At 68.1% G+C, this 20,652-nt stretch carries 16 protein-coding genes; 6 read left to right on the top strand and 10 right to left on the bottom strand.

Annotation, left to right across the window (positions count from 1 at the left end; all coding sequences use genetic code 11):
* Positions 1-55 precede the first annotated feature (55 nt).
* From M6D93_RS13635 to ilvA, 4 genes are all read left to right on the top strand, one after another.
* A complete protein-coding gene (locus M6D93_RS13635; RefSeq protein ID WP_249769835.1) occupies positions 56-1,567 on the top strand; it encodes an alpha,alpha-trehalose-phosphate synthase (UDP-forming) in 1,512 nt (503 codons plus the stop codon).
* A 69-nt stretch (positions 1,568-1,636) separates the two neighbouring features.
* Positions 1,637-3,211 (top strand): coiled-coil domain-containing protein, encoded by a 1,575-nt coding sequence (locus tag M6D93_RS13630; protein WP_249769834.1) that lies wholly within the window; start codon positions 1,637-1,639, stop codon positions 3,209-3,211.
* The gene (locus tag M6D93_RS13625) at positions 3,208-4,299 is read left to right on the top strand and encodes a DivIVA domain-containing protein (RefSeq protein WP_249769833.1); all 1,092 of its coding nucleotides are present in this window, start codon (positions 3,208-3,210) and stop codon (positions 4,297-4,299) included. The genes M6D93_RS13630 and M6D93_RS13625 overlap by 4 nt, the downstream gene beginning before the upstream one ends.
* Positions 4,300-4,404: 105 nt before the next feature.
* Positions 4,405-5,631: a threonine ammonia-lyase IlvA gene (gene ilvA, locus M6D93_RS13620; RefSeq protein WP_347343647.1), complete on the top strand. Its 1,227-nt coding sequence runs from the start codon at positions 4,405-4,407 to the stop codon at positions 5,629-5,631.
* 9 nt (positions 5,632-5,640) lie between these two features.
* Here ilvA and M6D93_RS13615 read toward each other — a convergent pair whose 3' ends face one another.
* From M6D93_RS13615 to M6D93_RS13605, 3 genes are all read right to left on the bottom strand, one after another.
* The gene (locus M6D93_RS13615) at positions 5,641-5,925 is read right to left on the bottom strand and encodes a DUF427 domain-containing protein (protein WP_249769831.1); all 285 of its coding nucleotides are present in this window, start codon (positions 5,923-5,925) and stop codon (positions 5,641-5,643) included.
* Between the two features lie 75 nt (positions 5,926-6,000).
* Positions 6,001-7,173, bottom strand: a complete 1,173-nt coding sequence (locus tag M6D93_RS13610; RefSeq protein ID WP_249769830.1) for an ANTAR domain-containing protein — start codon at positions 7,171-7,173, stop codon at positions 6,001-6,003.
* Between the two features lie 210 nt (positions 7,174-7,383).
* Positions 7,384-8,865, bottom strand: a complete 1,482-nt coding sequence (locus M6D93_RS13605) for a glutamate-cysteine ligase family protein (RefSeq protein ID WP_249769828.1) — start codon at positions 8,863-8,865, stop codon at positions 7,384-7,386.
* A 95-nt stretch (positions 8,866-8,960) separates the two neighbouring features.
* Here M6D93_RS13605 and M6D93_RS13600 point away from each other — a divergent pair, with 95 nt between their 5' ends.
* Positions 8,961-10,124, top strand: a complete 1,164-nt coding sequence (locus M6D93_RS13600; protein ID WP_249769826.1) for a cation diffusion facilitator family transporter — start codon at positions 8,961-8,963, stop codon at positions 10,122-10,124.
* Positions 10,121-10,900 (top strand): HAD-IIA family hydrolase, encoded by a 780-nt coding sequence (locus M6D93_RS13595; RefSeq protein WP_249769824.1) that lies wholly within the window; start codon positions 10,121-10,123, stop codon positions 10,898-10,900. The genes M6D93_RS13600 and M6D93_RS13595 overlap by 4 nt, the downstream gene beginning before the upstream one ends.
* Before the next feature lie 77 nt (positions 10,901-10,977).
* On the opposite strand, the gene M6D93_RS13590 is transcribed toward M6D93_RS13595, so the two are convergent.
* The 7 genes from M6D93_RS13590 to M6D93_RS13560 form a co-directional block, all read right to left on the bottom strand.
* Complete coding sequence (locus M6D93_RS13590; protein WP_249769822.1) at positions 10,978-11,151, bottom strand: CsbD family protein; 174 nt, start codon at positions 11,149-11,151, stop codon at positions 10,978-10,980.
* Between the two features lie 140 nt (positions 11,152-11,291).
* The gene (locus tag M6D93_RS13585; protein ID WP_249769821.1) at positions 11,292-11,726 is read right to left on the bottom strand and encodes a universal stress protein; all 435 of its coding nucleotides are present in this window, start codon (positions 11,724-11,726) and stop codon (positions 11,292-11,294) included.
* Complete coding sequence (locus M6D93_RS13580; protein ID WP_249769820.1) at positions 11,723-12,031, bottom strand: hypothetical protein; 309 nt, start codon at positions 12,029-12,031, stop codon at positions 11,723-11,725. The genes M6D93_RS13585 and M6D93_RS13580 overlap by 4 nt, the downstream gene beginning before the upstream one ends.
* A 10-nt stretch (positions 12,032-12,041) precedes the next feature.
* Positions 12,042-13,727 carry a sodium:solute symporter family protein gene (locus M6D93_RS13575; RefSeq protein WP_249769819.1) on the bottom strand — a complete coding sequence of 562 codons (1,686 nt, stop codon included), beginning with the start codon at positions 13,725-13,727 and terminating at the stop codon, positions 12,042-12,044.
* A gap of 238 nt (positions 13,728-13,965) precedes the next feature.
* Positions 13,966-16,251 (bottom strand): putative bifunctional diguanylate cyclase/phosphodiesterase, encoded by a 2,286-nt coding sequence (locus tag M6D93_RS13570; RefSeq protein ID WP_249769818.1) that lies wholly within the window; start codon positions 16,249-16,251, stop codon positions 13,966-13,968.
* A gap of 49 nt (positions 16,252-16,300) precedes the next feature.
* A complete protein-coding gene (locus M6D93_RS13565; protein WP_249769817.1) occupies positions 16,301-18,820 on the bottom strand; it encodes a GcvT family protein in 2,520 nt (839 codons plus the stop codon).
* 173 nt (positions 18,821-18,993) lie between these two features.
* On the bottom strand, positions 18,994-20,649 hold the full coding sequence (locus M6D93_RS13560; protein ID WP_249769816.1) for an acyl-CoA synthetase: 1,656 nt from the start codon (positions 20,647-20,649) through the stop codon (positions 18,994-18,996).
* Between the last annotated feature and the right edge of the window lie 3 nt (positions 20,650-20,652).

The raw sequence follows: 20,652 nt of genomic DNA, 5'->3' as shown, positions 1-20,652 counted from the left end.
CTCGGAAAACAGTCCGCAGTCGGGCGTCCCACCCACTCCAGGAGCCAATACCGAGATGCCGAATCGCCGATCTGCAGGCACGCCTCCGTCAGGGGCGGCGGACGGCGCCGGACCCTTCGACTTCGTGGTGGTGGCCAATCGGCTGCCGGTCGATCAGGTCGAGTCCTCCGATGGGGGCACGGAATGGCGCGCCAGCCCAGGCGGCCTGGTTTCGGCCCTGGCCCCGATCATGCGGCAATCCGACGGGGTGTGGATCGGCTGGTCCGGTTCACCTGGTCCGGCGCCGGAACCCTTCGATTCTGAGGGCATGCACCTCATCGGGGTGGAGCTTGCTCCGGAAGAGGTCCGCGACTACTACGAAGGATTCTCCAACGCCACCCTGTGGCCCCTGTACCACGACGTGATCGCCGCGCCGGAGTTCCACCGGTCCTGGTGGGAGGCCTACGTCGCGGTGAACCGCCGCTTCGCCGACACCGCGGCCGCCAACGCCGCGAAGAACGCAACGGTCTGGGTGCACGACTACCAACTGCAGTTGGTGCCGGGGATGCTGCGTCAGACCCGGGCCGACCTGCGCATCGGCTTCTTCAACCACATTCCCTTTCCCGGCTATGAGATCTTCGCCCAACTGCCGTGGCGCCGCCAGGTCGTCGAGGGCCTGCTCGGCGCCGACCTGATCGGCTTCCAGCGACGCGCCGACGCCACGAACTTCCTGCGCGCCAGCCGACGGGCGGCCGGACTGAGTACCCGGGGTTCGGAGGTCAATGCGGCCGACGGGCGCAGGGTACGAGCGGCCGCCTTCCCGATCTCCATCGACTCGGCCGGGTTCGCCGAGGTCGCGGCCCAGCCGCACGTCCAGGCGCGGTCGAAGGAGATTCGGGAAGCGCTGGGCAATCCGAAGCAGGTCCTGCTCGGAGTCGACCGGCTCGACTACACCAAGGGAATCCTGCATCGTCTCAAGGCTTACGGCGAGATCCTCGACGACGGTGAACTGGCCCCGCCGGACACGGTGCTGGTGCTGGTCGCCAGTCCCAGTCGCGAACGCGTCGAGCAGTACCGCATGCTCCGCGACGAGGTCGAGGTGACGGTCGGGCGAATCAACGGTGACCACGGGTCGGTCGGTCAGCCGCCCATCCACTACCTCCACCAGTCCTACCCCAAGGAAGAGATGGCCGCCCTGTACCTGGCCGCTGACGTCATGCTCGTCACCTCCCTGCGAGACGGCATGAATCTGGTCGCGAAGGAGTACGTCGCCAGCCGCCAGGACGAAACCGGCGCCCTGGTTCTGAGCGAGTTCACCGGTGCCGCCGACGAACTGACCAGTGCCTTTCAGATCAACCCCCACGACATCGAGGGCCTGAAGCAGACGATCCTGCGGGCGAGCACGGCCAACCAGGCCGAGCTGCGGCGACGGATGCGCGCGATGCGCCGGCGGGTCTTCGAGCACGATGTCGCCCACTGGGCGCGGACGTTCCTGCGGACGCTGGAGGATTCGGCCGACCACCGGCACCGGCGCCGCGAGCCAGGACCGGGCCACACCCGGCCGTCGCCTGAGTCCGAACAACACTGACCGGCCCGCCGCGGCGGGGTGAGCGGTCCCGTATGGCGCCCTCCCCGTGCTGTCTGGGAGCATGGCCTGGTGCAGGGCGATGCCACGATCAGACGCGATCAGGGCCAGCCGGCGACGACTGATCCCGGGTTTGCCGATCCGGTAGCCGCCGAGCGGGCTGAGATCCTGCGTCGCGCCCACGTCGAAGCCGATCAGATCAGGGGTGAGTTGCCCCGCCTGCGTGACGAGCTCAACGACGCCCTCGCCGCCGCTCGGAACAAGCTCGAGGCGGCCGCGTCCCGGCTGGACAGCGCCCACGACGAGGCCCAGGCGATCGTCGCCGACGCCGTCGAACAGGCGATCCTGCTGTCCTCGAGCGCCGGCAGCTCCGGCGATGAAATCCTCGCCCGGGCTCGTACCGAGGCCGAAGAACTCACCGTTGCCGCCCAGGCCTCCGTACAGGCGCTGCGCGCCCAGGCCGACGAGGTCATGGCCGCGGCCAACCGAGCCGCTGCGGAGTTGCGCGCCAGGACGGAAGCAGAGGCGGCCGAGCATCGCAGCAGCCTGCAGACCGAAGGCGACCGACGCGAGGGCGAACTCAACGCCCAGCTGGCCGAGGTCGCCGCGGATCACGCCCGCCTGTTGCAGAGCGAACGGCACCGCGTCGAGACCGAAGCCGCTGAGCTTTCGGCCCTCGGGCAGGCCGAGCTACGCAAGGCGCGGGAGGACAGCCACAGCCAGCGGCAGCGGGCCGGTGACGAAGCGACCGCGATCATCGAGCAGGCGCGGGCCGAGGCGGGCGCCCTCTTGGCCGAAGCTGCGGATCAAACGACGTGGACGCAGCAGGTCGTCGCCGGTCTCATCGACGCCGCGGAACTGGACGCCGCCCGCATCCGCGCGGCCGGCCACCGTGACGCGGCCGCGGCCACCCGACGGCTCCGGGGCCGGACCGCTACCGTGCTGGCCGCGGCGAAGGGCAACGTGCGGCAGCGTCGCGAGGCAGCCGAGGCCGAGGTTCAGCTGCTCCGTCGCGAAGCTGACTCAGAGCTGGACCGCGCTCGCTCGGACGCGATCCAGACCCGCGAGCAGGCCGACGAGCAAGCGCGTCGCATCGTCGCTGCGGCGGGTGAGCGCGCCGAGGAACTCACGGCGCGCGCCGAGCGCCGACTGGCCGAATCGTCCGACAACGCCAAGGCGATTCGTGAGCGGGTGGCCGAGCAGGTCGGGCAGTCCCAGCGGGAGATGCACGAGCTTCGCCGTAGCGCACGAGTGGAAGCCACCGAACTGGTGCGGATGGCGCGTGCCGAGGCCGACGAACTCCGAGTCGAGGCTCGTCAGGTGCTGGCCGAGGCTCGTGCTGAGGTCGGTCGCCTGAGCCGGCGTCGTGATGCCATCGCGCACGAGCTCGGCAATCTGTCGGGCGTGATCGAGGCGCTGGCCGTGACCGAGGGAGCCTCGTCCGGCAGTCCTGACGAGCAGGCCGCCGTTGCCTCCGTTTCCTTCGAGGCCGAGGGGGCCGTTGCCGCACCGGCGACCCGAGCCGGTTCCCCTGTCGACTCAGCTCCGGAGGAAACCGAGCCCGAACACCCCGTTCCAGAAACCGATTCCGAATCCGAGACCGACGAGCATCGGTCGCTACTCGACGAGATGATGAGATCAGAATGAGTGACAACAGCGCCCAGTTCCGGACCGTCATGCGCGGCTACGAGCCCTCGGAGGTGGACCGTCGGCTCGCGGAGTTGAACGCCGCGCTGCAGAGCGCGCACCAGCAGGCCAGTGCCTCGACGCAACAGGTGGCGCAGCTGCAGGCCGCGTTGGAGCAGGCCAAGCGGTCAACCGCCGAAGCGCAGGCCAAGGAACCCACGTTCGTCGATTTCGGAGACCGGATCGGCCAGATCCTGGGTCTGGCCCAGGAGGAGGCGGACGCGGTGCGGTTCGGTGCCGCCGCCGAGGCCAAGCGAACGCTGGACGAACTCACCGCGTCCACCTCGAAGGCACGCGGGGACGCGGACGGCTACGCCAAGGAAACCCGCAACAGCGCCGATCGTGAGGCCGCTCGCATCGTCGAGGAAGCCAAGCGCACCGCCGACCAGATCCTCGACGACGCCGACCGGCAGGCGACGGCTCGGCGCGGGGAAGCCGAGGCGGTGTACGAGAATCAACGCGCGCATGCGGCGCAGGCAGCAGCAGACTTCGAGCAGACTCTGGCGCAGCGGCGAAACAAGGCCGAGCTCGATTTCAAGCAGCGCACCGCGCTGGGCGAGCAACAGCTGAAGGCCACTGAGGAACACATCGGGCAACTGCGGGCCGAGGCCGACCGCTCGGCGGCCGAGACTTCTCGCAAGGCCGCGGCTCTCATGGCCGAGTCCGAACAGAAGGCGGAGCAGATCGTCAACGAGGCCAAGAGCCGCGCGGACCGGATCCGTAGTGAGTCCGAGCGGGAGCTGGCCGCCGCATCTCAACGACGCGACAGCATCAACGCCCAGTTGACGAACGTGCGCCAAATGCTCGCCACCCTTTCGGGGACCAGCGGCGCCGCGCTGCCTGCCGCTGAAGCACCCGAAGCAGCAGAAGCACCCGAAGCAGCAGAAGCAGCAGAAGCAGCAGAAGCAGCCGACGTAACTCACGTATCCGCGGCAACCGCGCAAGGTCGGCCGCCTTCGTCCGCGGACGTCACACGGCCGCAGGCGACGAAGCCCGCTCGCCAGCCATCCGGCGCGGAGACGGGCGGCGACGCGACGCCCGGTTCCTGAGGGCGCTTGCGTGCGCGTCGGTGATCCGTGGTCCGCGATCGTGCCTCCGTCGGCCGGTGGACAGCCGCGGTAGGGCAGGATTGCGCAGTGACCGTTGACGCAGCGATGGTGGAGCAAGCGGGTCGCCGGCTGGCCGGCGTGGTGGCACGGACGCCGTTGGAACGCAGCGAGCGGCTCTCGCGACGCCTCGGTGCGGATGTCCTGCTCAAGCGGGAGGACCTGCAGGTCGTTCGCTCGTACAAGGTCCGTGGGGCCTACAACCTCATCGCCCAGCTCGAGGCACCCGAACGAGCTCGCGGGGTGGTGTGTGCCTCGGCCGGCAATCACGGCCAGGGACTGGCCTACGCCTGCGCTCGGCTGGAAGTCTCCGGCCGCGTCTACCTGCCGCGCACCACCCCTCGTCAGAAGCGGGATCGGATCGCGGCGCTCGGTGGCGCGATGGTCGAGGTGGTTGTCGTCGGTGACACCTACGACGAGGCGTCCACGGCCGCCTCAGCCGACGCGGCGCACACCGGCGCGACGCTGGTGCCGGCCTTCGACGACGAGCGCACCATCTCCGGCCAGGGCACCGTGGTTCCCGAGCTGTTCGGTCAGCTCGTGCGCATACCGGACGTGCTGGTTGTTCCGGTCGGTGGTGGCGGCCTGCTCGCCGGCGCTGTCGCCTGGCTCGGCCAGCGGCACCCCGACGTGCGCGTGATCGGCGTCGAGCCCGAGGGGGCAGCCTGTGTTCGAGCCGGATTGGACGCCGGCGGCCCGGTCACTCTCCCCGAGATCGATACGTTCGTGGACGGCGCCGCCGTCCGGCGCGCCGGCAGCCTCACCTATCCGCTGATCGCGGCGTCCTCAGCGGAGCTGATCTCGGTCGCCGAAGGGCGGGTCTGCAGCGAGATGTTGGAGCTGTACCAGTCCGATGGCATCATCGCCGAACCGGCTGGGGCGCTGGCTGCGGCAGCCCTCGATGAGCGCCTCGACATCCAACCCGGCCAGAGCGTGGTGCTGCTGGTTTCCGGCGGGAACAACGACGTCAGCCGCTACGCCGAGGTCGTCGAGCGGGCGCTGGTCTACGAGGGTCGTAAGCACTACTTTCTGGTCGACTTCCCGCAGGAGCCGGGCGCGTTGCGTCGATTCCTCGACGAGGTGCTCGGCCCCGACGACGACATCACCTTGTTCGAATACGTCAAACGCAGCAACCGCGAAACCGGTCCCGCACTGGTCGGGCTCGAGATCGCCCGGCCCGAGGACCTCGGCCCGTTGCTGGAGCGGATGGCCACGTCGCCGGCCAAGATCGAGCTGGTGCCGACGTCGAGTCCCTTGTTCCGCTACCTGCTGTGAGCGCTGGGCTCAATCAGCGACGGTGACGCCTTTCCAGAAGGCGACCCGCTCGGTGATCTCCTTGGCGGCATCCTTGGGCTGCTGGTAGTACCAGACCGCGTCCCGATTCAGCTTTCCGTCGACCTCGAGCGAGTAGTAGGAGGCAGTGCCCTTCCACGGGCACACCGACTGGGTGTCGGAATCACGCAGCAGCGAGGCGTCGACCGAAGCCTTCGGGAAGTAGTGGTTTCCCTCAATCATCACGATGTCGTCGCTGTGCGCGATCACGGTGCCGTTCCAGGTCGCAGTAGCCATGTTCGGTATGCCTTTCGAGGGAAGGAACATTCCTGTACGCAACACCGAAGGTCGGCCGTCTCATTCCCGGCGGCGCTACTTGGGCACGACCGAGCCCCCGGGCAGGCTGCCGGTCTCGAGCACGTAGTCGGCCACGTCGCGCAACTTGCGGTGGCTGCGCTGGCTCGTTTCTCGCAGCAGCTGGAAGGCCTGCTCCTCGGTGATTCGGTTCACGCCCATCAGGATGCCGATCGCGGCTCCGATATGACGCGAGGTCTCCAGCGCGATCTCCAGGTTCGTGGCCCGCTCTCGCTCGGCCTCGGCCGCCACCACGACGCCGAGGTCCAGCTGCAGCTGGTCGGCCACCATCACCAGGAACGCTCGATAGTCCACGTCCAGCTGCAGGCGTGGGCTGGTCCCCAGCATGATCAGATCCGGTGCGCCCGGCTTCGTCGGGGTCAACCCGATCACGAGCGCCGTGGTCGCTGGTTCGGGCCAGGGACCGGTCGACAGCTCAGGCACAATCTTGTCTAGCTCGGTCACCACGACCGGGCCCTCGATGTCGCCGACCGTGCCGATCATCGCGCGCAGGGCCGACTCCGGGTCGTCGAGGGCGGACACCAGGACGGGCAGGCCGCCGTCGAGTCCGACGGAGCCGAGCAGGCTCGGGTTTCGCTTGCTCGCGCGGCCAGACTCGTAGAACAACGCGAACGGTAGGTCATGGGGGTTGCCGGCGACGGCGAGCAGCGCCGCCTGCAGATGTTCGGACACGGTGGCGGACTGTCGGCCGGCCACGGCCAGCGCGCTGATCGTTCCCAGCCGACGGCGGGCGAGAACGGCCTTGGTCGTCTCCATGGTCGGATTGACGACGCCGGTGATGGTGCCGTCCGGATCGCGCAGCGGCGACAGGCTGAAGGTGAAGAAGCATTCCTCCAGGAAGCCCCGGCGGGTGAGCGACAGCGGGCAGTCGACCATCGCGCTGGCGGTCCCGTCGCGGCCGAGCTGGTCGAGCATTGGCCGCAGAATCTCCTCGGCCTCGTCCCACACCTCGAGCAGAGGGCGTCCGAAAGCTTCGGGGTGGCGCATGCCTGCGATATCGGAATAGGCCTGGTTGTAGACCAGGTGAAGGTCGGCACCCAGCCCGAGACTCATGGGCATGGCGGCTTCCAGGCACAGCTGCACGGCGCAGTGCCACGATACCGGCCAGTCGGAGCGGGGTCCGAGCACATCTTCGGCGCGGCCTAGGTCTTGCGAGATATCCGACGCCATCCTGGCGGCTCCACCCACAGTGCCTTGACAGTGTCGAGGCACCCGATCCGGGAAGCCGGCTGCTCGTGGTTGAGCGCTGCGCTTCTGGCGGCAAAAGATACCCCGCCGCGGCGAAGCTCATCGAACCGGCTCACGCCCGAGCTCGACTCGGCCGGACTTACCGAGGACAGCGCGTTTTCGTATTGCTGACCAGGGGCGTGTCGGACCCGTTCAGGCCAGCGGCCAGGTATGCACGGGCTCGTTCGTGTGCATGTGGTCGACGTAGCGTCGCAGCATCTCCCGAAGGGCGTCGCGGCGGTCGGCCGGACGTTGCTCGGCATCGATCTGATGGAAGGTGCGTACCTGCCACTCGGCACCGTTGACGTGGGTGATGCACCGCTGCTCGATGATCCCCAGCAGCCGATCGGCGATGGTCGAGTCCACGCCCCAGCGCGCCAATCCTTCGTGCGCCAATGGCAAGAGGCGGCGCAGCACCAACTCGGTGGCGGGAACCTCGCCCAGCCCAGGCCAGTAGATCTGAGCGTTGATGCCCTGCTTGGCTCCGGAGTTGAAATTGTCCTCGGCCGCGGCGAAGGACATCCGTGACCAGACCGGGCGATCCTCGCTGGCCAGGACCTTGATCAGGCCGTAGTAGAAGGCGGCGTTGGCCAGGATGTCGGCCACCGTCGGCCCGGCGGGAAGGACCCGGTTCTCCACGCGTAGGTGCGGACGGTCGCGGTAGACGTCGTAGACCGGCCGGTTCCAGCGATAGATGGTGCCGTTGTGAATCCGCAGCTCCGACAGCGTCGGCGCGTCACCGCGTTCGAGGACGGCCACCGGGTCCTCGGCGTCGGTGATCGGCAACAACGCCGGGAAGTAGCGCACGTTCTCCTCGAACTGGTCGAAGATCGAGGTGATCCAGCGTTCGCCGAACCATACTCGCGGCCGCACGCCCTGCGCCTTCAACTCGTCCGGACGCGTATCGGTCGTCTGCTCGAACAACGCGATCCGGGTTTCGCGCCACAGTTCCTTGCCGAACAGGAAGGGTGAGTTTGCGCCGATCGCCAACTGCACGCCGGCGATGGATTGGGCCGCGTTCCAGTTGGCGGCGTACTCGGCGGGGCTGACCTGCAGATGTAGTTGGACGGACGTGCACGCCGCCTCCGGCGCGATCGTGTCGGCGTAGACCGACAACCGCTCGGGACCGTCGATGGCGATGTGCAGATCCTCCCCGCGGGCGGCGAAGATCTGTTCGTTGAGCAGGGCGTAGCGGGCATTGGCGCTCAACGACTCGACCGTCAGGTGAGCGGGCGTGAGCGTGGGCAGGATGCCGATCATCGCGATGTGGGCACCCACGGTGCGCGCCCGTTGTTCGGCGTCGTTGAGGCTGGCGCGCAGGTCGCGCTCCAGGTCGGCGGCGGACGAATCGCCCAAGGGGCGCGGTGCGACGTTGATCTCGATGTTGAACTGGCCCAGCTCGGTCTGGAAGTCCGGGTTCGCAATCGCGGTCAGCACCTCGGCGTTCTTCATGGCCGGGTCGGCTTCGGCGTCGATCAGGTTGAACTCGATCTCCAGGCCCGTCATCGGACGTTCGAAATCGAACTTGGACTCGGCAAGCATCTTGGCCAACACGTCCAGGCACCGCCGTACCTTGGCCCGGTACTGCTGACGGTCCTGCCGGGTGAACTCCGTCCGCGCCACTTCTTCGCCCATGCGCCCCAGCTTGCCGTGTGGCCTCCGCCTGCGCTACCAGATCAGCAAACTTCGGTGAACTTGGACATCGGCGGGGGAACGGGAAGGATGACCGGGTGAATCAGTCAGCGCCGGATCAGCCGGCCGGTGCGAGTGCCAGTTCCCGTGCCGGTGCCGGTGCTGCCCGCAGTGCAGCCGACCGTGCCGCCGACGGTGCTGCCCGCGGTGCCGCCGACGGTGCTGCCCGCGGTGCCGCCGACCGTGCCGCCGACGGCGCTGGCGGCGAAAGCAACGCCACCGTGCTGCTGGCGCTGGCGGCCAACCTCGGCGTCGGCCTGCTGAAGCTGGTGGCTGGATTGCTCAGCGGCTCCGGGGCGCTGTTGTCAGAAGCTGCGCACTCGGTCGGCGATTCCTCCACCGAGGTGCTGCTGCTCACCGCGCTGCGGCGCTCGGACCGTCCGGCCGATCGCGTTCATCCTTTCGGCTACGGCAAGGAGCGGTACTTCTGGTCGTTGCTCGCGGCCGTGACGATCCTGGTCTCCGGCGCCGCGTTCTCGATCTTTCAAGGCGTGCACACGTTGCTCTCGGGGCACGAGGGGACCGGCCGACTGTGGATCAACTATCCCGTGCTGGCGGTCGCCTTCGTCCTGGAGGCCATCTCGTTCCGGCAGGCGCTGGGTCAGGCTCGCGGCGCGGCCCGGCGCGGACGGCGCTCGGTGCGTGCCTACATTCGCAATCCAGAAGACCCGACGGTGAAAAGTGTTGTCCTGGAGGATTCGGCCGCGCTGGTGGGGCTGGTCATCGCCGCGGGCGGCGTCGGGCTGCACCAACTGACGGGCAAGGAGGCCTTCGACGGAGCGGCGAGCGTTCTCATCGGCGTGCTGCTCGTCGGCGTCGCCTTCGCCCTGGCCCAGACCTGCAAGGAGCTGCTGATCGGACGGCAGGCCGACCTCGCCCTGGTCAGGGCGATATCCCAGCGGCTGGAGGAGCAACCCGAGATCATCGACGTGGTGGATCTGCTGACCATGATGGTGGGCACCGGCCGCATCCTGTTGTGTACCCGGGTCGATTTCGTCGACACCTACAGCGTGGCCGAGGTCGAGAGCGCCTGTGTGCGGATCGACGGGCAGCTGCGGGACGAGTTCGACGCCCTGGACGAGATCTTCATCCAGCCGGTGCCGCGCACCGACGCCGGGCTGCGTGAACGGGTGCTGCACCGCTACGGTCGGGTACTGGCCGAGGAAGAACCGGCGTCCGGCGAGGAGAGGGAACGGCCATGACGGAACGGCGCAAGGCGGAGAGCTGGCTCACCGACATGGATGGCGTGCTCGTGCATGAAGGTCATGCCCTCGATGGGGCCGCCGAATTCCTCGAGCGCCTCAAGCAGGCGCAGCGGCCGTTTCTCGTGCTGACCAACAACTCGATCTTCACGCCTCGGGACCTGTCGGCCCGGCTGGCGAGATCCGGACTCGTCGTGCCCGAGGAGTCCATCTGGACCTCTGCCCTGGCCACCGCCGTATTCCTGTCCGACCAGCTGCCGGGCGGATCGGCGTACGTGATCGGGGAGGCGGGCCTGACGACGGCCCTGTACGAGGCCGGCTACACCCTCACCGACACCGAGCCGGACTTCGTGGTGCTGGGCGAGACCCGCACGTACTCCTTCGAGGCGATCACGACCGCCATCCGGCTCATCGGCCGCGGAGCCCGCTTCATCGCGACCAACCCCGACGCCACCGGTCCGTCGGTAGACGGACCGTTGCCGGCCACCGGTTCCGTCGCCGCGCTCATCACCCGCGCCACCGGGGCCGAACCGTACTTCGTCGGCAAGCCCAACCCCATGATGTTCCGCAGTGCGCTCAACCGGATCGAGGCGCACTCGGAGACCACGGTGATGATCGGGGACCGGATGGACACCGACGTGGTCGCCGGCATCGAGGCCGGCCTGGAGACGATCCTGGTGCTGACCGGCTCCACCAAGCGGGAGGACGTGGATCGGTTCCCGTTCCGACCGGCGCATGTGCTCGACTCGATCGCCGATGTCGTCGGCATGATCTGACCGGGACATGGATGCGGCCGGTGGCCACCCTCGTAAGGGTGGCCACCGGCCGCTCGAATTCAGCCGTTCGAGCTGAATCAGCTCTTGAAGGCGTCCTTGACCTTTTCTCCGGCCTGCTTCAGGTTCGACTTCGCCTGGTCGGCCTTGCCCTCGTTCTCCAGCTGCTGGTCGTCGGTCGCTGCGCCGACGCCTTCTTTCGCCTTGCCCGAAACTTCTTCAGCCTTGTTCTTGATCTTGTCGTCGAGTCCCATGGTCGCGTCCTCCAAGAGGCTTGCGTGTAGGTGGGTCGTGAAGCTTCTCGGTTGAGCTGATTCCGACCGTACCCGGCGAATGAGCTGAGGGCGAGGCCGGAGCTGTCACTCTGATCGCAGACCTATCAGCGTTTACTCATTCAGTCCGATCCGAGTTCGCGCACGACAACCACCGGACAGGGACCGTTGCGTACGCAATATTCGGCCACCGATCCCAGCAGCATGCCGGGAAACGCCGCGCGTCCTCGGGCGCCGACCACGAGCAGGACCGCGCCCTGGGCCTGGCTCAGCAGTGCGGGCCCGGCGGGGCCGTCGATGACGTGCTCGGTGATCGGGACGTCGGAATGGTCGGCACCGGCTTCCACGACGACCTCGTGCAGGGTCTGGGCGGTCTCGCCCGGCAGATCGATGCCTGGCGGTACACGGGTGAGGTAGTTGGGCCAGCGCCAGCTCGACACGGCGCGCAGTTCGGCGCCGGTCAGCTCGGCCTGCTGCAGCGCCCAGCGCACCGCGTTGCGGCTGGAATCCGAGCCATCCACCCCGACGACGATGACCGGACGGCGCGCGGCGGTCACCGGGTCACGTCCGTCTCACCGACAGCGGGGCCGGAGTCGGAGTCGGTCGGTTTCGGCTCGACCCGAAGCGGGTTCAGCCGCATCCACAACAGGAAGAGCAGTCCGAGCAGGAGCATGCCGAGCCCGAGCCAGAGATTGATGTTGATATCGCTGGCCTTCTTGCGCTGGGCGTCGGAGGTGAACAAGCCCGCCACGGTCAGCATCACACCGTAGACGGTGAACAGGCCACCGATCAGCAACCGGATGTCGAACAGCCGGGAAGCCGCGGACTGAGGGGTGTCACCGTTAGTGCTCTGATCAGTCATGTCATGCCTCCTAGGCGAAGATCACGGACAGAACGGCGACGATGCCGAGCGAGACGCCACCGAGCAGCTTGGGTGAGGCCCACCAGGCCGGCTTGGGCACCGAGTCAGGATCCGGGGCGTTGGGATCGTGCACGCCCCAGACCAGACCGGCCAGCTCCTCGACCGGCTTGGGCTTGGTGACGAGCGTGACCGCGACGGTGACCACGGCGTCGGCGACGAATGCCGTTATGGCGCCGTAGAAATTGAGCAGCTGGGCGTTGATCATTCCGTGGGTCGGATCGAAGACCTGGTCCTTGTAGAAGTACGCGACGTGGTAGCCGGCGAAGTGCATCACGCCGGCGCCGAGCGTGCCTGCCACCAGTCCGCACAGCCCGGCCCAGGGGGTGGCCCGCTTCCAGAACATCGCGATGATGAACGTCGCGAAGAGCGGTGCGTTGAAGTAGGAGAACAGCAACTGGATGTAGTTCATGATGTTCGTGTAACCGGAAGCGATGAAGGCCGTTCCGATACCGATCAGGATGCCGACGACGGTGATGATCCGGCCGACCTTGAGGTAGTAGGCGTCACGGCGGCCTTTGACGAAGTAGGTCTGCCAGATGTCGTAGGTGAAGACCGTGTTGAACGAGCTGACGTTGGCGGCCATGCCGGCCATGAAGGCGGCCAGCAATCCGGCGAGCGCGATGCCCAGCGTGCCGTTGGGCAAGAACTTGTTCATCAGCAAGGGAATTGCGTCGTTGTAGGTGGGGTCGGTGGCGCCCTTGCCGCCTAGCTTGGGAACCAGGACGAGAGCGAGCAGGCCGGGAATGATGGTCAGCGCCGGGATGAAGATCTTGGGGAACGAGCCGATCAGCGGCGTCCGTTGCGCGGCCGAGAGATCCTTGGCCGACAGTGCGCGCTGGACCTCGGCGAAGTTGGTCGTCCAGTAGCCGAAGGAGAGCACGAAGCCCAGACCCATGACGATGCCGATCCAGTCACCGAGCGGATTCGTCCAGTGCCCGACGTTCGTGCCTGACCAGGTGGAGAACGAGTTCGGGCCCAGGGCGGTGTGCGCGACCTTCTCCTTCAATCCGCTGTAGCCGCCGACGTTCTTGAGCCCGATGATGACGAGTGGGACGAGTCCGGCGACGATGACGAAGAACTGCAGGACCTCGTTGTAGATCGCTCCGGACAGCCCGCCGAGGGTGATGTAGCCGAGCACGAAGGCGGCCGAGACGATGATGGAGACCCAGATCGGCCAGCCGATCAGGGCATTGATGACCAGCGCAAGCGCGTAGAGGTTGACCCCGGCCGTCAATACTGCCGCGGCGGCGAAGGAGACCGCGTTGAACAGGTGGGTCGCGGGGTTGAACCGACGCAGCAGGAACTCGGGCACGCTGCGAACCCGGGAGCCGTAGTAGAACGGCATCATCACGATGCCGAGGAACACCATGGCCGGCACCGCGCCGATCCAGTAGAAGTGCAGGGTGGACAGGCCGTACTGCGCCCCGTTGGCCGCCATGCCCAGGATCTCGATCGCGCCCAGGTTCGCGGAGATGAAGGCGAGCCCGGTCACCCACGCCGGCAATGACCGGCCCGAGAGGAGAAAGTCCTCGCTCGTGGCGATCGCACGCCGCGCCATGACACCGATGCCGATGACCAAGGCGAAGTAGATCGCGAGGATGACGTAGTCGAAGACGTTGACATCAAGCCTGAGCATCGCCGGCCCACCTCCACTATGAAGTGATTGAACCGGGCGTCACGACGGTTTAGGGACGAACCGGTATCAGCGCTGCCAACCTACTCCACAATGGATCTTGCCGGAACAGCTTTCACCCCACCGTTGACGTTGCCCTTGTGGCGCGCAACGAGGGCAACCTCAACGGGGCCGGGCGCGCAACGAGGGCAACCTCAACGGGGTGGGGCGCGCAACGAGGGCAACCTCAACGGGGCTTGGGTCAGGCTGAGCTTCGCCGGAACCGCAGCGGCTCCACCGCGGAGGCAATGCCGAGCCGGTGATCGGGCAGACGCTCCGGTGGCCCGATCAGGTAGCCCTGCGCCTGACTACAGCCGAGCGCGCGCAGGGCGGTGAGCTGGGACTGGGTTTCCACGCCCTCGGCGACGGTGTCGACGCCCAGTTCCTGGCACAGCGCGATCAACCGCCGGACGATGGCCGTCGCGCTGCGGTCGATCCCGATCGGCGCGACGAAGCTGCGATCGATCTTGACCACGCTCACCGGCAGATCGCGCAGCAGGGTGAGCGAGGAGTACCCGGTACCGAAATCATCGAGCGCCACCTGAACCCCGAGCTCGGCAACCTCACGGACCTCGTGGATGGCCGATGAGGACGCCTCGATCAAGGCGGTTTCGGTGATCTCCAGATGAAGTCGGTCCGCGGACACGCCACTGGCGTCGAGAGCGCGTTCGATCGCCCCGACCAGGCGGCCGCGACCGAGTTGGCTGCCGGAGACGTTCACCGCCACCCAGCTCTTGTCCCCGCCCGCCAGCGCCGGATCGGTTACCGCCGAGCATGAGGTCTGCAGCATCCACCATCCCAGCGGAACGATGAGGCCGGTCTTCTCGGCCAGCGGCAGGAAATCGTCCGGCTCGAGCAGTCCTCGCTCGGGATGCTGCCAGCGGATGAGCGCCTCGTATCCCACGACGGTGTTGGCGGTGAGGGAGATGATCGGCTGGAAGTACGGGACGAGACCCGCGCCATCGACGAGGGCGGTTCGCAGCGAATGCTCCAGCCGCAGGTCCTCCACCGTCGCCGGCCGGTCCTGGGTGGGGTCGTACACCTCGACCCGGGCCCGGCCGTGTCGCTTGGCCCGCAGCATCGCCTGGTCGGCCTCCCGAAGGATCTCGTCGGCGTGCCGGTGAGCCGGACGGGTCGCGGCGACGCCGATGGAGACGGTCACGGTATGGCGATGCCCGCGGATCGTCAGCGGCTGCTCCAGGCTCGCCAGCACTTCGTTGCCCAGATGCACCAGTTCGGCGCTGTCGGTTCGCTCCGGGACCACGACCGCGAACTCGTCGCCGCCGACCCGGGCCAGGAAGTTCGACGCGCCCGTGACCGCTCTGAGCTTGCTGGTGACCACGCTCAGCAACTCGTCCCCGGCTTCGTGGCCGAGGCTGTCGTTGATGGTCTTGAAGCGGTCGATGTCGAGGAACAGCACGCCCGCCCGCTGCCGCCGGGACAACATGCCGTTGAGGTGCTCCTCCAGGGAGGCCCGGTTGGGCAGGGCGGTCACCGGGTCGTGGCTGCTGCGATGGGCCAGCTCGGCTTCGGCGCGCTTGCGGTCGCTGATGTCGTTCAGTTGCCCGATGATGCTGCGGATCCCGCCCGCCTCGTCCCGGATCGCGCCGACGTGCAGGATCGCGGAGACGACGTGGCCGTCGGCGTGGATGTAGCGCTTCTCGATCTCGTAGGAGTCCCGTTCGCCTTTCAGAAGCTCGATGAACAGGCTCACGTCGACATTGACGTCGTCGGGATGGGTGATCGAGGCGAAGTCGCGTTGGGTGAGTTCGGCGCGCGGGTAGCCGAGCAGGCGGACCAGCGTGTCGTTGGGTTCGGCCACGATGCCGTCGGTGTTGATGATCGCGGCGCCGATCGGGCTGCGTTCGAACGTCAGTCGCCAGCGGCCCTCGGCGTCGAGCCGACCCGCCTCGGACTCATCGCGGCTGAGAGCTTGCACGATCGCGATGGCTGCCTGCGCGGCGAACAGCTCCAGGACCGTTTGCTGTTCGACGTCCGGCCGCCGGTCCGGGCCGGTGTCGTCCACGCACAAGGCCCCGATCAGATCGCCGGCGGCGTTCCACATCGGAGCCATCAGGATCTCTTCGGGCAAGCCCTGCTCGGGGCGCCCTTCGGAACCGGGCTCATCCGAGTCCGGATACCGCACGCCCAGCTGGGTCAGGATGAGCCTGGTCGTCTTCGGATCGAAGTGGCGCAGATTGCCCAACGCCTGGCCGCGTTCAATGGTCTTGAGCCACTGGGACGTCGGCGCGGACTGGCCCAGCAGCTTCCAGATGGCCGGTGGACCGGCGACGGCCGCGACCCGCATCTGGGTGCCGGCACTGACCTTGATGGCGGCCGCGTCGAAACCCAGGACCTGCACGGTCGAGCTGGCTATGAGCTCCAGCGTGGCTTGCAGGTCGCGGGGATTGCCGAGCTCGCGTACGACGTCCAGGACCCGTTCGAGCAAAGGCCGTCGAACGTTGGTCACGCTCGGCCGCAGGTCCACCGGGCGATTTTCACACATCTGTGAGGCGGGCGGCTAGCGAGAACGGTCTTCAGGCGTGGATTCGCAGGCCTTCGGGGTCGAACGGAGCCCGGCGGCTCAGGGTCACCGGGCGCAGCACGCCCCCGACGTCGAGGGTGAACTCGCCCTCGCTGAGCGTTCGCGGGTCCAGTGCACCCCCGCCGGGCTGGCTCACCCAGACCAGGCCGAGCGCGCCGTTCACGGCAGCGCTCCAGGCGGCCGAGCTCACCTGGCCGACCGCCACACCGTCGCGGCGCAGCAACTCCCCGCCCCAGACCGCGAGCTCCGGATCGTCGTCCAGTCCCACGGTGAACGACATCAGCCGGCGGCTCACGCCGTTGACCTTCTGCTTCTCCAGGGCCGACCGGCCGATGAAATCGAGCGGGCCGGACAGCTTGGTCGCAAAGGACAGTCCGGCCTCGAGCGGGGTGTCGACGGGCGTGAGGTCGCTGCCGAAGGCTCGGTAGCCCTTGTCCAGCCGAAGGGCGTTCATGGCGTAATACCCAGCCTGCGCCAGTCCGAACTCCGTGCCGGCTTCGGTCAGAGTCTCGAATACGCCGACCGCGAACTCGCTCGGCACGTAGAGCTCCCAACCCAGCTCGCCGACGTAGGTGATCCGGGTGGCGCGCACCGTGCAGTAGCCGAGATCGATCTCCCTGCTGGAGCCGAACGGGAAGCCGGTCGCGCTCAGATCCGACCGAGAAACGCGTTGTAAGAGCGCCCGGGACTGCGGCCCCATCACGCCGAACACGGCGTAAGCCGAGCTGACGTCGACGACGGCCGGACGCGCCCCGGACGGCCAGTGTCGCCGGAGGTGGTCGGCGTCCCGAACGACGGACCCGGCGCCTGTGATCAGCAGGTACTCATCATCGGACAGCCTGGTCAGCGTCACGTCCGCCTCGAAGCCTCCGCGAGGGTTGAGCATCGCGGTGTACACCGTTCGGCCGACCGGGACATCGACGTCGCCGGCGCAGATCCACTGCAGTGCCGACGACGCCTGGGCCCCGATCACGAGCAGCTTGCCGAAGGAGGTCTGGTCATAGATCGCGACCCGTTCGCGGGTGGCGCGCTGCTCGGCCACGCAGGTCTCGTGCCAGTTCTGCCGGCCCCAGCCGTAGACGATGCTCGGTGTGGCGTCGCGCTCTCGGCCGTCGGGCACGTCGCGCTCGCGGCCGTCGGCCGTGCCGGACGCGGTGAAGAAGTTCGGGCGTTCCCAGCCCATCTTGGAACCGAACACCGCGCCTCGCGCGGCCAGTTGAGCGTGCACCGGGGACCGCCGGAACGGCCGCGCGGAATCCAGTTCCCGGTTGGGCCACGGCACGGCGTAGTGCAGACCGAGCACCTCGCCGACCCGGTCGTGCAGCCAGCTGTTGTTGCCGTTGAACGATGCGAACCGGCGGATGTCGACCAAGGTGAGGTCACTCGTGGGCGCGCCCTCGACGATCCACTCCGCCAGCGCTCGTCCGGCACCGCCCGCGGAGGCGATGCCGACGGAGTTGAAGCCGGCCGCCACGTAGAAGTTGTCCAGCTCCGGCGCCTCGCCGAGAATGAACTGGTTGTCCGGCGTGAAGCTCTCCGGGCCGTTGTAGAACTTCTTGACGCCGACCTGGCCCAGCGCCGGGATGCGGTGCACGGCCGAGTCCATCAGTACGGAGAAGTGGTCCCAGTCCTCGGCCAGCAGCTGGAACTCGAACGGATGCGGTAGCCGGTCCGGCGCCACCCAGGGCTTGGCCTGCGGTTCGAATCCGCCGACGACCAGTCCGCCGACTTCCTCCTTGAAATAGGTGTACCCGTCCGGGTCGCGCAGAACTGGCAGGTCACGGCGGACCCCGTCGAACTGCTCGGTCACCACGTAGAAGTGTTCGGCCGAATGCAGCGGGACCGTGACGCCACCCAGCGCACCGACCGCCTTGGCCCACTGCCCGGCGCAGTTCACGACGACGTCGGCCTCGATGCGGTGCTGGTCACCGCCGTGTTCGACGAGCACCCCAGTGACCCTGCGTCCGTCGGTCAGCACGTCGATCACGCGCGCCCGTTCCACCACCTGCGCGCCGCCCTGGCGGGCACCGCGGGCCAGCGCGGCAGTGAGGTCGGTGGGGTTGGCGGTGCCGTCACCGGGCAACCAGAGACCGCCCAGCAGGTCATCGGCCCGCAGCAGTGGGTACAGCTCCTGTGCCCGGACGGCGGAGATGACCTCGCACTCCAGCCCGAACGCCTCGGCGGTGGCCGCGGTCCGCAGCAGCTGCGTCATCCGTTGCGGGGTTCGGGCGACGGTGACTCCGCCGCACCTCTTGTAGCCGGTTGACAGCCCGACCTCGGCTTCTAGACCCTGGTAGAGCTCGCAGGAGTACTGCACCATCCGGGTGCCGCTCTGAGAGGCGCGAAGCTGGCCGACCAAGCCCGCCGCATGCCAGGTGGTCCCGCAGGACAATTGACCTTGTTCGAGCAGGACAAGGTCCGTCCAGCCCAGCCGGGTGAGGTGGTAGGCCACCGAAGTGCCGATCACCCCGCCGCCGATGACAACGACTCGTACCCGCTCCGCCAGCGCCACGGGCGCCCCCGTTCCTCGTCGGCCGGTGCTTCTCGGCGCAGGCGCGCCGCCGGGCCGGAGCAGGCCCGCCGCAGCACCGGAGCAGGCCCGCCGCCGGGCCGGAGCAGGGCCGCCGCAGCGCCGCCGACGTCATTCGATCACGCCACGGCGTTAAAGGTCTAGACCCGAACGCGTCAAGGCTCAGGCAACTCACGTTTGACGATCTTGCCCGCCGGGTTGCGGGGCATGGCCTCGATGAAGATCACGTCGCGTGGCACCTTGAACCGAGCGAGGTTCTGCCTGACGTAGTCCTGGACCGCTTCAGCGTCCGGGCTCGAGGATGCCCGGTCCGCACGCACCACGTACGCACGCAGGCGGTGTCCGAAGTCGGGATCGGGCACGCCGAGCACGGCCGCCTCGGCGAGCCCCGGATGAGCGGTGAGCAGATCCTCGATCTCGGCGGGGAACACGTTCTCCCCGCCGGAGACGATCATGTCGTCGTCGCGGCCATCGACGAACAGGCGCCCGTCCTCGTCGAAGTGCCCGACATCGCCGGTCGCCATCAGCCCGGACTGTTGCTCCTTGGTGCCACCGCCGGTGTATCCGCCGAACTGGATCAGGTTCCCCACGAAGATCCGACCCGTCTGTCCCCGGGCGACGGATCGTCCGTGCTCGTCCAGCAGCCGGATCGTGGTACCGATCGGGGCCTTTCCGACACAGCCGGGGGCGGCCCGCAGATCGGCCGGCGTGGCGATGGCGGCGTAGGCCACCTCGGTGGACCCATACAGGTTGTAGAGCACGTCGCCGAACACCTCGCGGGTCCGGCGGGCCAGCTCCGGTGACAGGGCCGAACCGGAAACGGCAATGATGCGCAGCGCCGAGAGATCGCCTTCGCCGACGAGCGCCGATCGCTGGGCCAGGATGCGGGAGAGCAGGATCGGCACGGTCACCAAGGTGTCGCAGCGGTGCTCGGCGAGGTCGTCCAGGGCTTGGGCCGGGTCGAAACGGCGCCGCAGGATGAGCGTGTTACCGAGTGAGGCCGCGATCATCGTCGACAACAGTCCCCACGCGTGGAACACCGGCGCGGCGATCAGCACGGTACGCGCTGCCCGCAGCGGAATCCGGGAGAGCAGGCCGCCCGGGATCACCAACGAGCTGCCCAGCTCGCGAGGCGCACCCTTCGGCGTTCCCGTGGTCCCGCTGGTCAGCAGCACGATCTGTTGCTTGCGCTGCGGACGATCAGGTGGGGCCGATGACGACGTGGCGATGAGGCCGTCGACGGAGTCGATCCGCCCGGGCGGGAGGGCGCGCCCGCCCGTGGGCTCGTCGACCCAGGCCAGGACGTGTCCCAACCGGGGCTGTGTCGTGGCCAGGACCGCGCGGAACTCCTCGTCGGCGATCAACAGCGCCACGGACTCGCGCTCGCACACGTCGGCCAATTGCGGTCCGGAAAAGTCGGTGTTGAGTAACAGCACCCGGGCGCCCAGTTTCGCCGTGGCGCCGAGGACCTCGACGATCCCGCGGTGATTGCGGCACAGCACCCCGATGGTGTCCCCGCTGCGAAAGCCTTTGCTGATAAGAGCGTTCGCCAACGCGCTGCAGTGACGATCCAGCTCGGCGAAGGTCAGCGGGCCGCGCTCGTCGACGATCGCCACCCGGTCGGGATGGCGTTGTGCGGCCAGGACCAGGGCGGCCCCCGCCGGCCCGTAGTTCAGCAGTCCCTGCAGTGAACGGATGATGCGCGAGGGACGGTCCACGCCGACGGCGCCCGCTCGAACCAGGGTCGCGGCGGCCAACACCTCCGCGCCTGCGCGTGTCAGGGCACTTCTGGCCTGCCGCTCAAGGCTCATCTG

The organism is Jatrophihabitans telluris, from assembly GCF_023516435.1.
GTDB classification, from domain to species: domain Bacteria; phylum Actinomycetota; class Actinomycetes; order Mycobacteriales; family Jatrophihabitantaceae; genus Jatrophihabitans_A; species Jatrophihabitans_A telluris.
Note: the sequence above shows the minus strand (reverse complement) of the source record. Positions and strands in the feature narration are given on the sequence as shown.

Bases quoted from the DNA above. Each gene is read 5' to 3' on its own strand.
- M6D93_RS13635 (WP_249769835.1), top strand. From the start codon at position 56: ATGCCGAATCGCCGATCTGCAGGCACGCCTCCGTCAGGGGCGGCGGAC.
- M6D93_RS13625 (WP_249769833.1), top strand. From the start codon at position 3,208: ATGAGTGACAACAGCGCCCAGTTCCGGACCGTCATGCGCGGCTACGAG.
- ilvA (WP_347343647.1), top strand. From the start codon at position 4,405: ATGGTGGAGCAAGCGGGTCGCCGGCTGGCCGGCGTGGTGGCACGGACG.
- M6D93_RS13615 (WP_249769831.1), bottom strand. From the start codon at position 5,925: ATGGCTACTGCGACCTGGAACGGCACCGTGATCGCGCACAGCGACGAC.
- M6D93_RS13610 (WP_249769830.1), bottom strand. From the start codon at position 7,173: ATGGCGTCGGATATCTCGCAAGACCTAGGCCGCGCCGAAGATGTGCTC.
- M6D93_RS13605 (WP_249769828.1), bottom strand. From the start codon at position 8,865: ATGGGCGAAGAAGTGGCGCGGACGGAGTTCACCCGGCAGGACCGTCAG.
- M6D93_RS13595 (WP_249769824.1), top strand. From the start codon at position 10,121: ATGACGGAACGGCGCAAGGCGGAGAGCTGGCTCACCGACATGGATGGC.
- M6D93_RS13590 (WP_249769822.1), bottom strand. From the start codon at position 11,151: ATGGGACTCGACGACAAGATCAAGAACAAGGCTGAAGAAGTTTCGGGC.
- M6D93_RS13580 (WP_249769820.1), bottom strand. From the start codon at position 12,031: ATGACTGATCAGAGCACTAACGGTGACACCCCTCAGTCCGCGGCTTCC.
- M6D93_RS13575 (WP_249769819.1), bottom strand. From the start codon at position 13,727: ATGCTCAGGCTTGATGTCAACGTCTTCGACTACGTCATCCTCGCGATC.
- M6D93_RS13560 (WP_249769816.1), bottom strand. From the start codon at position 20,649: ATGAGCCTTGAGCGGCAGGCCAGAAGTGCCCTGACACGCGCAGGCGCG.